11 protein-coding genes are annotated in these 11,857 nt (G+C 44.1%); 7 read left to right on the top strand and 4 right to left on the bottom strand.

The window, feature by feature from the left end; all coding sequences use genetic code 11:
• Window positions 1-27: 27 nt before the first annotated feature.
• From JWG44_RS13735 to JWG44_RS13715, 5 genes are all read left to right on the top strand, one after another.
• Window positions 28-1,524, top strand: coding sequence for a DUF342 domain-containing protein (locus JWG44_RS13735; protein ID WP_205275576.1), 1,497 nt, complete (start codon window positions 28-30; stop codon window positions 1,522-1,524).
• A 77-nt stretch (window positions 1,525-1,601) separates the two neighbouring features.
• On the top strand, window positions 1,602-2,876 hold the full coding sequence (locus JWG44_RS13730; protein WP_205275575.1) for an SMP-30/gluconolactonase/LRE family protein: 1,275 nt from the start codon (window positions 1,602-1,604) through the stop codon (window positions 2,874-2,876).
• Window positions 2,877-3,120: 244 nt separating this feature from the next.
• Window positions 3,121-3,906 (top strand): helix-turn-helix transcriptional regulator, encoded by a 786-nt coding sequence (locus JWG44_RS13725; protein ID WP_205275574.1) that lies wholly within the window; start codon window positions 3,121-3,123, stop codon window positions 3,904-3,906.
• 99 nt (window positions 3,907-4,005) lie between these two features.
• Window positions 4,006-4,887, top strand: coding sequence for a M24 family metallopeptidase (locus JWG44_RS13720; protein WP_205275573.1), 882 nt, complete (start codon window positions 4,006-4,008; stop codon window positions 4,885-4,887).
• A gap of 1 nt (window position 4,888) precedes the next feature.
• The gene (locus JWG44_RS13715; RefSeq protein WP_205275572.1) at window positions 4,889-6,127 is read left to right on the top strand and encodes an SMP-30/gluconolactonase/LRE family protein; all 1,239 of its coding nucleotides are present in this window, start codon (window positions 4,889-4,891) and stop codon (window positions 6,125-6,127) included.
• An 85-nt stretch (window positions 6,128-6,212) separates the two neighbouring features.
• Here the strand turns inward: JWG44_RS13715 and mtnA are convergent, their stop codons facing one another.
• Complete coding sequence (gene mtnA / locus JWG44_RS13710) at window positions 6,213-7,307, bottom strand: S-methyl-5-thioribose-1-phosphate isomerase (RefSeq protein WP_205275571.1); 1,095 nt, start codon at window positions 7,305-7,307, stop codon at window positions 6,213-6,215.
• Between the two features lie 161 nt (window positions 7,308-7,468).
• Between mtnA and JWG44_RS13705 the strand changes: the two genes are divergently transcribed.
• Window positions 7,469-8,449 carry a rhomboid family intramembrane serine protease gene (locus JWG44_RS13705; RefSeq protein WP_232371643.1) on the top strand — a complete coding sequence of 327 codons (981 nt, stop codon included), beginning with the start codon at window positions 7,469-7,471 and terminating at the stop codon, window positions 8,447-8,449.
• A 215-nt stretch (window positions 8,450-8,664) separates the two neighbouring features.
• Window positions 8,665-9,138: an LIC11177 family protein gene (locus JWG44_RS13700; RefSeq protein WP_205275570.1), complete on the top strand. Its 474-nt coding sequence runs from the start codon at window positions 8,665-8,667 to the stop codon at window positions 9,136-9,138.
• A 107-nt stretch (window positions 9,139-9,245) separates the two neighbouring features.
• On the opposite strand, the gene JWG44_RS13695 is transcribed toward JWG44_RS13700, so the two are convergent.
• From JWG44_RS13695 to JWG44_RS13685, 3 genes are all read right to left on the bottom strand, one after another.
• The gene (locus JWG44_RS13695; protein ID WP_205275569.1) at window positions 9,246-10,238 is read right to left on the bottom strand and encodes an HpcH/HpaI aldolase/citrate lyase family protein; all 993 of its coding nucleotides are present in this window, start codon (window positions 10,236-10,238) and stop codon (window positions 9,246-9,248) included.
• A gap of 103 nt (window positions 10,239-10,341) precedes the next feature.
• Complete coding sequence (locus tag JWG44_RS13690; protein WP_205275568.1) at window positions 10,342-11,277, bottom strand: ornithine carbamoyltransferase; 936 nt, start codon at window positions 11,275-11,277, stop codon at window positions 10,342-10,344.
• Between the two features lie 185 nt (window positions 11,278-11,462).
• Window positions 11,463-11,783: a hypothetical protein gene (locus JWG44_RS13685; RefSeq protein ID WP_205275567.1), complete on the bottom strand. Its 321-nt coding sequence runs from the start codon at window positions 11,781-11,783 to the stop codon at window positions 11,463-11,465.
• Window positions 11,784-11,857: the final 74 nt, after the last annotated feature.

Genomic DNA, 11,857 nt, shown 5'->3' with positions numbered 1-11,857 from the left:
GGTCTCCGGGCCAAAGATCGAAATACTATGAATGCGAACGACGAACCTATGAACACACCTAGTCCTGAATCTCAAGTTTCACCCATTTCGGTGGAATCCGCGATCAGCATTGCGATTTCCCCCGATCAACTTTCCGCGATTCTTACGGTAAGACCTTACAATCTCAAAGGAGAAACCGTTTCTAAGGATAAACTCTGGAGTATTATCATGGAGTGGGGGATTCATAGAGAAAGAATGTTAACCGATGAAATTCGGAGAATTCTTACTCTGTTGGACGAAGCCGGTAAAAAGAACGACTTTACTCCGATCAAGGTGGAAGTCGCTAAAGGTGTGGCTCCGACTCCCGGAGAAAACGGTTGGGTTCGTTTTTATCATCCGATGGCAAAACGAGTCAAACTTCTCGAAGACGGAAGAGCCGATTTTAGAAATATCGATCGATACATCAACGTCAAGATCGGCGAAAAACTCGCTACCAAGTTTGAAGGGACTCCGGGAATTCCGGGCTTTGACGTTTTTGGTAATATCATTCCTCCGCCCGCGATCAAACGTCCAAAACTCGTCGTCGGGAATAATATCGAAGAACGTAAGGTAATGGAGGAAGGAAAGGAACTTCAGGAATACCACGCGACTAGCAACGGTGTTATCTTTGTCACCGAATCTTCCATCAACGTTTCTCCTGAGTTACAGATTGCGGGTAACGTAGGTCTTTCCACTGGAAACATTCAGTTTGACGGAAACGTGATCGTTCGGGGAGATATCGAACTCGGTTCGGTCGTACAATGTTCAGGTTCTTTAGTGATCTACGGAAACTTGGAGAGTAATACGATCAAAGTCGGCCAGGATCTAATCGTTCACGGAGGAATCAAAGGTGGGGGAGAGGATGTCATCCAAGTGATCGGCAGGGTTCAGGCAAAGTTTATCGAAAACGCGCGTTTGGAAACCGAAAGCGACATCATCATCGAAGGAGCCATTCTTAATTCTACGATCGATACCCTGGGTTCCATCATCCTAAACGGACCGAACGGGAACCTAGTTTCCAGTAAGGTTAGAACCAACGAAGGTATTTCTTTAAGTTCCTTAGGTTCCAATGCGGAACTGGACGTGAGTATCGAACTCGGTTTTCATTTTAAAAACGATCGTTCCTTCCAGGATATCACTCGTAAGATCCAACTCGGTGAGAAGGAGATGGAAAAGATTCTTCCGAAAATCCAACAGATCAAACACCTGGTCCAACGTTCTAGAGGAAATCTTCCGGACGATAAAAAGGCCGCTTTTAAAGCCGTGTTCGAAGACTATAACAAAAAATTAAAAATTTTGAATATGCTTAAGTTCAAACAAGACACTCTGAAAGGCGCTCGTTTTAATCCCGGTTCGGTTCGATTGGCGGTTCAGAAAGGAGCTCATCCCGGAGCCGTGATTCATTATAGAAGACAGATCGAAAAGATCATTAAATTTCAATCCTCCTTTATGATGGTTTTCGAACCCGGTCAAGACAAGGCGATGATGGTTTCTCTTCAGAAATAGCCGCGGCGATCGATTTAAAAAGTCAAATACCGGATTCGTTCAAGCGGCATTTCGAGTTTTGAGTTACGATTGTTTCCATGAGTCGTAAAAAATTTTTCATTTTTTCAGTTCCCGTCTTTTTGGGAATCGTGTTCTGGAATCTTCTCAATTTCCCCGAAGATCATTTTAAAAAACAAATCCAGGAGCCGGTGGATTTTCCTTACAACGAGGAAATAGAAAAAGTCAAGGATCCTCGGGATCTAAGCTCGAAAGGAATTCAGACCTTGATATCGGACGTTCCGGCTCAAGATGAAATCCTTTTACAAGAAGAATTGGATAGGGCTTTTGTAGCTTCGATGGACGGTTTTATTTGGATCGTCGATCTAAAAAATAATAGCGCGACACCTTTTGTGAAAACTCCCCTGTTACCCGGAGGAATGGTCGCTCATCCTAAAAATCCGGACTTTATTTACTTTTGCGCGTCTCGTGGAAAAAAGGACGATCCGACCGATCCGAACGGACCCGGAATTTACGAATTACAAATTTCTAATAAACGAATCCGGAAGATCGGAACTCGTGTCCCCAAAATTCCGGAATCGGGATACGGATCTGGAAAGAATAATATCGGTAAATTCTACACCCCCGAAAAACAGCCGACCTTGAGTTTTACGGAAATGACTGAAGAGAATAGTCGCGCGGTGGAAAAGGCGGACGATCTCGCGATCAGCGAGGACGGAGAAAGAATTTATTTTACCGAACCTTACGATCATAAGGGAGCCATACTCGGAGTCAGCAGTCAATCCCGGAGCGAGGTTTTAACCCTTGGAAAAAACGGGAATCTCTGGAAGTTTGATTTAAAAGAAAAAACCGCAAGTTTGGTCGCTTACGACTATTCCTATCTAGACGGGATCCTACTCGAATATCCGCCGCATGGAAAAAGGGAAACCTCGGTCTTAATGAACGAACTTTCAAAATGCCGATTGATTCGTTTGCACTTGTTAGGCGATCGTGCGGGTGAGGATGAAATCGTGATCGAAGGTTTGCCCGGATTTCCGGACGGAATGGACCGCGATCCGCAGGGAAGAATTTGGATCGCCTTGCCGGTGGAAAGATCTAAATTGATCACCTGGTTACACAAACATCCTTTTTGGAAAAACTTAGTTCTGTATATTCCCGAAAAACTCCAGCCCGTATCAAAAAAGACCGGTCTGCTCGTTTTGTCAAAGGACGCCAAAAAGCCGCTTTATTACGTTATGCACAACGGTTCTCTATTTTCCACTCTGATCGTCGTTGTTCCGGGAAAAAAGCGGGTTTATCTTTCGGTCTATGAAAAGGATTACAAGGGATTGAATCTGATTCCGTATCCGATCTAAGTTTTGTTTTCGACTGAAAATTCAGGAATGTTTCCAATAAAAAAAGATTAACCCTGAAACCGTTCGAAAGTCTCCGTTTTTGACTTGATAAGTTCCCTTTGGTTCGGACAATCATTCTTCCGGAATCCGAGGACCGAATTTGATAAGCGACATGATTTTCCTTTTCTCGGATTCGGTTTAAAATTAAGAATCGGATCAAAGAAGAGTTTGTTCGAAACAAACGAAACAAATCGGAGAATCTCGGATGGACTTTTCTCATAAAGACATTCTTTATCTATGGAATAGCAGGGTTATGTACGCGACGAACGCGATGCAGACCGATTTTCACGTGCACTATGCGGCGACTTTGGCGATCAGCTTGGAAAAAAAAATCAGTATTGAAACCGAACAAGGAAAAGAAGAATACCGAGTGGCATTGGTCGGACCCAACACGTATCATAGAACGGTTTCCCCCGGAGTAGAGATGATCGCCTTGTTGATCGATCCGGAAACATACGAGTATGCGTCAATTTCAGACTTTGTAAAAACGGGAGAAGTTAAACGTCTTGAGATCGAAAACTTCCTCCCTCTGACGGAAAAATTATGGAAGTTATATAACGGAATTCTAAACGACGAAGAAGCCTGGGATTTACATCTGGATCTTCTTCAGTGTGTGTTTCCCTTTCGAAAATTGGAAAAAAACATAGACGAAAGGATTCGCAGGATCGCTTATAAAATTCGGACCGAACTTCCGGATAGCATTCGAATGAAGGAAATCGGAAAGGACTTTTCCATTTCTGAGGATCGGTTGATTCGTCTTTTTAAGGAGAATTTAGGAATTCCTCTCAGACGTTATTTACTCTGGGTTCGGATTTTGAGCACGGTGAAACTTTTGAAAGAAGGCAAAAATATCACAGAGGCGGCACACGCCGCGGGGTTTTCGGATTCCGCTCATTTTTCAAGAACGTTTAAGGAGAATTTCGGATTTGTTCCTTCTCTTTTTTTCGGTCATCTGAAATCGATCGAGGTCAGATTCTGCGAGCCGGATTGATTTTGGAGAATCTAAAAATTTAAGCCGATACCGGAATCATTCAATCCAAACGTTTTCGAATCTGTTAGTCTTTTCCCCATTGCACAAAGGGAAAAATTTATGCCAGTACAGACTCAGAGGGGATTCTTATCCAAACTTTCCTCGAAAATTTCCAGATACAATTCCGAATCGATCAAAACTCCTAGCGAGGAAGAGAAGACGGGTTTTTTAAAAGCGCAGCGGCTCGCGTACCAGTGTGTGACCGAAACCGAAAGAGAAATGCGGGAAGGATGGACCGAGATTCAGACCACAAAACGGATGGAAATGTTTTTGAGAGACCACGGTGTGAAGGCGTTTTTACATCGTCCCTTTGCCTGGTTCGGAGAACACGCGAGGTTTGACGGTTACAAACGTTTTACTCAGTTTCATCCCGGCAAGAAGAGACTAACGTCTCACGAATCCTTTATCCTCGACGTTTCTCCCGTTGTAGACGGCTATATCGGAGATATCGGTTATTCTTCTTCTTTGATTCCGAACCCGGAACTGGCTTTAGGAATGGAATATCTTCTTAAACTTAGAAAAGAAATTCCGAAATACTTTTCATCTTCTATGAGCGCTTCCGAGATTTGGTGGAAGATCGATCGGGATGCGAAGGAAAGCGGTTTTGATAACGTGCATTCTTTATATCCGTTCGCGGTTTTAGGTCATCGGGTTTATAAAGTGCATCTTCCCAGTTTTTCCTTCCCTTTGCTGCCCGTCGGTTTTGCGAGCTGGTTTAGCCTGCAGGGCTCGTTCGAATTTTTATCACACAAGGTTTTGCCGGAACTTTTGACTCCGGATCACGAAGGAGATAAAATCGGATTGTGGGCGATAGAACCTCACCTAGGTCGCGGTAAGACCGGCTATAAATTCGAGGAGATCTTGGTTGTGGAAAAAGACAAAGCGTATTGGTTGGACGAGGAAGTCCCTCACGTAATCAAAAAAAGGAAATTGCCGCCGTAAAATGAAAGTAAATCAAATAATTATAATATTCTTATTAGTTTTGATCGGAGTCGGCTGTAATCCCGGGAAAATCAAAATCGGAGAAGCGGTTATCTTGGGAGAAACCCCCTCCGGAATTTTGGAAGTCGAAACAAAAGAAGATCCGTTTTTAAACGGACTCAAGGTGGAGATGGAGGATCTGCCCGGACACGACGATCTGATTTTCGATTCTAAAAAGAAAATCGGTTACGCATCGGGTATGGACGGATGGATCTGGAAACTGGACGAGATGGAGGGTAAGGCTACACGATGGGTTCGTCCTCCGGTGAATCCGGCGGGAATACAATTCGCGGACGATCGAAAGGAAAAGATTCTTTTCTGCGCTTCCCGGTTGGGCGGAGAATCTTACGGAGAAAAAGACCGAGTCGGTTTGTATGAGGTCGATATTGCGACTAGAATTCTTAAACCTTTGGTAATCGATCTGCCAAAAACCGAAAAAGAGGAATTCGAAAAAGTTTATACGTTATCTGAAAGACCGACCTTTTTTTTAAAGGATTTAAACGCCTCGAACTCGAGGCCGTTTTCTCTTTGCAACGACCTTGCGGTTTCAAAAGACGGGAATCGTATTTATATCACCGAACCCTTTGAAAGATCGGACGCCGCGATGGGAAGCGGCGCGGTTCCGGAAGCGATAGGACTCTATCCTCACGGTAAACTCTGGATGTACAATCGTAAAGAAAAATCCGTCTCACTCTTGTTAGGCGGTTTTACGTTTGTGGACGGAATTCTTTTGGAAGAAGGGAAAACAAAAGATGACGAGTCCGTCGTTTTTACCGAAACAACTAAGTTTAGAATTCTTCGCGCTTTTTTATCCGGAAGGAACGAGGGGAAATCCGAGATCCTTTTTGAAAATCTGCCGGGTTTAGCAGACGGTTTGGAACGGGACGAAAAGGGAAGAATTTGGGTAGGAGTTATCAAACGAAGATCGGGATTGATCAACTTTGTTCACAAAAATCCCTGGCTTAAGTCTTTTCTTCTATCTCTTCCGCAAGGAATTTTACCCATCTCAAAAAAGACCGGAGTGCTTGTTCTGAGCTCCGATGCAAAACGCGCTTTGTATTATTGGATGCACGACGGTTCCAAGATTACCGATATTTCGGTCGCGGTTCCGTTTGGAGATCGGATTTACTTTCCTACCTTTGATAAAAAGTCGAAGGGATTGTTTTCCATTTCGATCGACAAATTTCGATTCGGCGAATGAAGTCTTTTCGGAGGCGAACCGAATTCTTATAAACTGGAATTCGGTTTTTTCGTTCTTTCAAGTTCGCGAATTCGTTTAACAAATGTTATCGGGAAGTGAAAATCTTTCTGAGATTTTCCTCGGTAACAGGAGAGATAATTCCTCTTTCCGTGATGATTCCGGTGATCAAGGATGCGGGTGTTACGTCGAAGGACGGATTGAGAGCGGGCATTCCCTTGGGTGCGATGATTCCTTCGGTCAAAAACGGTTTTCCTTCCGCGTCCTTTAAAAAACCGAAGGAGGTTACCTCTTCTTCTTTTCTCATTTCGATCGGAATCTGTGTTCCGTCCGGGATTCTAAAATCCATACTCTTTTCGGTTGCCGCCACATAAAAAGGGACTCCATGGTGTTTGGCGACGATCGCGAGAGGATACGTTCCGATCTTATTGGCCGTGTCCCCGTTGGAAGCGATTCGATCCGCGCCTACGATCACTGCGTCGATCTTGCGGGAAGACATGAGCCAACCGGCCATACTGTCCGTGATCAGATACGCAGGAATTCCTTCCTCCTTAAGTTCCCAGGCTGTAAGTCTCGCGCCTTGAAGATAGGGTCTTGTCTCATCGGCGTATACGGTGAGCGAATGTCCCGCGTCGCGGAGAGATCGTATAACGCCTAACGCAGTTCCGTGACCTGCGGTAGCTAACGCTCCGGTGTTACAATGTGTGATGATGTTTAACGGCGACGGATTTTTGGGAAACAAGACAAGTGAGTTTTTGGAAAGTGCGAGGTTGTTATTCAAATCCTCTTCGAGCATAAAAAGCGCGAACGTTTCCGCCCCTTTCTGAAGATCTTCCAAATCAAAAGAGGAATAATCTTTTTCAGGAAAACGAGATTGGAATTCTTCGATCGCGAGTCTGAGGTTTACCGCGGTCGGTCTGGATTCTAAAAGTTCGGCGAGTTTTTTCTTTAACTCCGAAAGAGACGGTTTGGAGGAAAGTCCCTTGAGATAGAGCGTGATTCCGAACGCTCCCGTAATCGCGATCGCAGGCGCTCCTCGAACGACCATTTCTCGGATCGCAAAAATACAATCTTCCAGAGTTTTTGCGGTCAAAAAAGAAGTGCTACCGGGAAGAACTCTTTGATCCAAAAGGACGAGTTCTTTTTCTTTCCAAAGAATTGGTTTTAATCCTGATTCTTGCATTTTTTTGTTCCCGGCTATAAAGGATGAGGCTCTTTTTTTCGATGAAAAGAGTGTGATTGAAAATCATTCTCCTTCTCCCGGAGAATGAGGAAACCCGGGGTGAAATTTTGCCCCGGCTTTGCCTGCTTGACTCTCTGACCACAGTTCGTATTCTATCCTATATGGCAAAAAGAAAATACCGAAACGGAATCTCGCTTTTCGGTTATTCCATTTTTCATCCGATCAATCTGTTCCTCTTGGCAAACGTTCTCATATACATTCTTCAACTTTTTGCGGGTGGAACCGGAATTCTTGAATACTACTTTGCTCTGACTCCTGCGCGTTTTTTTAAAGGAGATTACTGGCAGATTTTTTCTTACGGCTTTCTTCACGACGTCCACGGAACTCCTTTTATTCATCTTTTTTTGAATATGTATGTTCTTGTGATGTTCGGCGGTTTGATCTGCAAATACGTTCCCGCTTGGAAATTCTCGATCATCTATGTCGTTTCCATTTTGGTGGGCGGTCTTACCGTTGCGCTCGCTCCGGTGATTCTTCACGTTTTAGGAATTCCCTATCCGATGGATCTTTTTCAGACGATGACATTGGGCGCAAGCGGGGGAATCACCGGCATTTTGGTTCTTTTCGGAATTTTATTTCCTGAAACCGAAGTTTTTCTTATCTTCTTTCGAATGAAAGCCCGTTATGCGCCTTGGATCATCGTGGGAGTGGGTTATGCAGGCGATCTGATTTCCCTATACTATTTTCATTCCCCGTTTTTTATCAGCAACTCATGTCATTTAGGCGGAGCGATCGGAGCCACTCTCGTGGCTCCCTGGATCTTAAAGGGGAATCTTTTTGATTCAGGAAAAATCTTTCCTAAACAAACTCAGAGAGAATCTTCTCCTTCGGTTCCGACGGCCCGTTCTATGAGCGAGGATCTGGATACACAAACTAGAAAAAATCGGGAACTCTTAGCACAACTCTCAAAGATCAATACCTTTTCCGAGAAGGAAACAATTCTGACTCCTTTGCAACAGACAAATGTAAATTTATGTCCACCTTCGACGTTTCAGCCTGAGGATCCTTTTTGTCTTCGTTGTGAATGGCTGCCGAACTGCGCTCTGAGAAAAATTCAGGCCGAAGAGAATTCTGGTAATTAATTGTTTCCAATTCTTCGTCGTTACACTTCTATGAAACGCCGCTTTTTTTATAATAAAAATCGTCTCATAAACCGTTAGTAATGGACTGGATAGGCGTTTCTTCCGATAAGAATAATAGAATCTTTCCTTGAAATCGAATTCTTACTTTCGGTGAAACCGATGGTTTGAATCTAATCCGGGTTTGGTGTAAGTTTAAAATAGATAGGATTTTGATCGTGACTAAGAATAAGAAGAGCGCTTTATTTGATATTTTAAAACGTGAAAAACTTGAGAAGTTGATCAAAGGGAATCAAAATTCCGCTTCCAAGGCCGCCGGTCCGAAAGAGACTCAAAAATCTTCAGGTTCGGAAAATCTCGCGGAGAAGACTGCTCCATCGGAAAAAAAAGAAGGGCAGGGAATGAAGATTTATAAAGCCATGGACGAAGTCAAATTGGATATCCGTTATTATTTCTTGGAAGACGAATACAAAGAGAAAGTCGCAGGAATTTACAATAAGAACGAAGGCCATCTTGATCGACTCGGGATCGAGCCGAGAAAATATCTCGACTACGCAAGAGAAAGTTTCGATCGTTTCAAACAACTCAATAAAAAAATGCCTTTGGAGCCCATGAATAAAAAATCCTGGGACTATGTTGAAAAGAGCTTAAACGAGCTGATTGCAAAACTTTTGGAGAAGTTCGTAAAATAATTCACTCTTCACTTCTCTCCATTCTTCCTTTTTAAATCCCTATCAAAGAAAAACAAAAAAGCCGCAATCGCTTGCGGCTTTTTGAATGTAGGTTTTCGTAAAACCGATTAGCTGAAAAATCTTTTGGACGCTTCTTCTGAAACCGGTATTCCGGTCAGTTTTGCTTTCTGAAGAATTTCCCAAAAATATCTGTAAGTCGCGCGGTCATGAAGATCGCCCGCGTATTGGATCGGTCCCCATTCCGCGTTTTGAGCTTGGATCAAAATTTCAGCGGCGGTTTGAACTTCGCTGTAATCCGGAGCCATCGCGTCGAGGATCGCCTGGATTTGAGTCGGGTAGATGGACCACATTCTCAAAAATCCGAAATCGTCATGGGCGCGTTTTGCGTCCTTGTAAGTTTGATATTGATTTTTTAAATCGAGAGTTACGTTGTGCGCCGGAATCACTCCGTTTGCAAGAGCGGCCGCCACGAGGTTCGCTTTTCCTCTTCTCAAAAGTTCGTGATCGAATTGACCGGGGCTTTTCATACAAGAAGCAGGAATCGCTCCGTGGTGTCCCGAGATAAAGTCCATTAAACCGAAGTCAAGAACTTGCAACCAAGGAAGAGCCGCGATCTTTTCGATTTCCTGAAGCGCTCCGTTGGTTTCGATCAGAACGTGAATCGGAATTTCTCTTTTGATTCCAGCTTTCTGAACCGCTTTTTGAATATAGGTGATCATCTCTTCCACTTGAGCCGCGCGAGTCGGTTTTGGAATGGTGATGTATGCGATTTTTGCGCCTGCGCCCGGAACGATGATATCTACGTCTTGTTTCCAGAAAGCGTTTGTATAGTCGTGAATTCTCACGCCGCTCATGTTGTGTTTGTTGAGCTCGCTGTTCTGAAGACGAACTATCAATTCCGCGTGTTCTTTTTCTTTTCCGGTTTGAGCTCCGTCTTCGCAGTCCATAGTGATGTCGAAAAGACCGCCGAGTTTGTTCTGGAGTTCAAGGGCTTTTGTGATCAGCTTTTCGGAGCCGGCAAAGTGTTCGCAGGCTGGAATGATAGGGAAAGGCTTTTCTCCTTCGAAGAGCGCCTCTCTTGGATGAGTCAATTTAGACATAGAGATACCTTTAATTCTTATTCGAGCCCGCAAGTGAGGGTGAAAAGGCTCTAAATACAGGTTTCGGAAGCGTAGGCCTCTGGTAAACCGATTTTCGGAAAGGTTACGCCTCGAGAAGTTTTAGAATGACGGCTTTTTGAGCGTCCAGACGATTCTCGGCTTGTTGAAAGATGATGGATCGGTGACTTAAGACGACGTCTCTTGTGATCTCGTATCCCGCGTGGATCGGCATATCGTGCATGACCTTCGCATCCGTTTTTTCCATAAGAGAAGAATTGATCTGATAAGGCATCATGAGTTCCATTCTTTCCTTTTTTTTCTCCGCATAAGAAGGGTCGTTGAAGAATTCCATGTCGAGCCAAGTGTCCGTGTAGATATAATCCGCGTCCTTTACCGCCTTCTCGAGATTTTTCTCCCAGGCGAGGGTTCCTTTCGACTTGGCTCTTTCTACGGTTCCTTCGTGGATGTTTTCTTTCTCGGCGATCGGAGTCGCAAGCGTCAGATGAATTCCTAAGGCCGCTGTGATTCCGATGAGAGAATTGACCACGTTGTTGTGAACTCCGATATAAGTAAGTTTCACTTGATCGAGGGGACGATCGGGTTTGTCCAAGGCGATCGTCATAACGTCGGCGAGGGACTGGCAAGGGTGAAACATATTGTCGCAACCGTTGATAACGGGAACCTGAGATCCGTTTCTCATAGCCAAGAGGTCTTCGTGTTTTTTGAGACGGGCCATGATGACTGAGACGTTTCTGGAAAGATATCTCGCTTCTAGATCGATATCGGAGAGCTGAAAGTTAGACGCCATCCAATCCAGATAGATTCCATGACCTCCCATTTCGGTCATTGCAACTTCGAAGGAAACCCTGGTTCTTGTGGAAGTTTTCTGAAAGAGCATCGCGAGGCTTCGTCCACTGAGATGACCCGCGTAGTTGACACGATTCTTCTTTACATGGATCGCAAATTTGAGCAAATCGACGATCTCGGAATCCGACCAATCTTCCCAGGAAATCAGATGTTTCACGTTGCTTTCAGACATAAGGGATATGTACAGAAAACAAAACGGAAGTTGTTTCGTAAATGAAAATTGATAAATTACGATTCGGCGAACGGCGACCCGTAAGAAAGTGAGGCGTAGAGTCTAAAAAAAAGCGGGGCTAAAAAGCGCCCCGTAAAAGGTTCATGGTTTGTCGGGAACGAATGCCTAAAAAGAAAAAAAGAAAACTAAGAAGCGAGTTCAAGAGCGATGAGAAGATCGGGATACTTTGTGGTCTGATGGAATTGGATTCCCAAGATAAATCCGTTTTGATCCGGTCGGAGGACTTGTCTTTGTAAACTTCCTTGAAATCGAAATTGGAGATTTAAACCGGGGGAAGCGATCTGCCCGCTTAAGGGAGATCCAACGAGGAGATTGAGTTCCGACAAAGAAGAAACCGTGATTCCTTCTTCTCTGATTTTTAGAATTTCAAAAGATTCTTCGAGTCCGTCTATTTGTAGTTTCAATCCTTTGAGAACTCTGGATGGAGTGAGGGGAATCCCTTCCATAAAACACCTTTCTTTTTGTAAGATAGGGAAGAATCTAATCCATTCCTGTTACAATCGATTTACCCGATGAATAC

The sequence above is a fragment of the Leptospira ainazelensis genome (assembly GCF_016918785.1).
GTDB classification, from domain to species: Bacteria; Spirochaetota; Leptospiria; order Leptospirales; family Leptospiraceae; genus Leptospira; species Leptospira ainazelensis.
This window is presented reverse-complemented; position numbering and strand designations above follow the sequence as displayed.

Excerpts from the sequence above, each read along its gene's own strand:
- JWG44_RS13715 (WP_205275572.1), top strand. The coding sequence starts at position 4,889 with ATGAAAGTAAATCAAATAATTATAATATTCTTATTAGTTTTGATCGGA.
- JWG44_RS13685 (WP_205275567.1), bottom strand. The coding sequence starts at position 11,783 with ATGGAAGGGATTCCCCTCACTCCATCCAGAGTTCTCAAAGGATTGAAA.
- mtnA (WP_205275571.1), bottom strand. The coding sequence starts at position 7,307 with ATGCAAGAATCAGGATTAAAACCAATTCTTTGGAAAGAAAAAGAACTC.
- JWG44_RS13730 (WP_205275575.1), top strand. The coding sequence starts at position 1,602 with ATGAGTCGTAAAAAATTTTTCATTTTTTCAGTTCCCGTCTTTTTGGGA.
- JWG44_RS13725 (WP_205275574.1), top strand. The coding sequence starts at position 3,121 with ATGGACTTTTCTCATAAAGACATTCTTTATCTATGGAATAGCAGGGTT.
- JWG44_RS13690 (WP_205275568.1), bottom strand. The coding sequence starts at position 11,277 with ATGTCTGAAAGCAACGTGAAACATCTGATTTCCTGGGAAGATTGGTCG.
- JWG44_RS13735 (WP_205275576.1), top strand. The coding sequence starts at position 28 with ATGAATGCGAACGACGAACCTATGAACACACCTAGTCCTGAATCTCAA.
- JWG44_RS13695 (WP_205275569.1), bottom strand. The coding sequence starts at position 10,238 with ATGTCTAAATTGACTCATCCAAGAGAGGCGCTCTTCGAAGGAGAAAAG.
- JWG44_RS13705 (WP_232371643.1), top strand. The coding sequence starts at position 7,469 with ATGGCAAAAAGAAAATACCGAAACGGAATCTCGCTTTTCGGTTATTCC.
- JWG44_RS13720 (WP_205275573.1), top strand. The coding sequence starts at position 4,006 with ATGCCAGTACAGACTCAGAGGGGATTCTTATCCAAACTTTCCTCGAAA.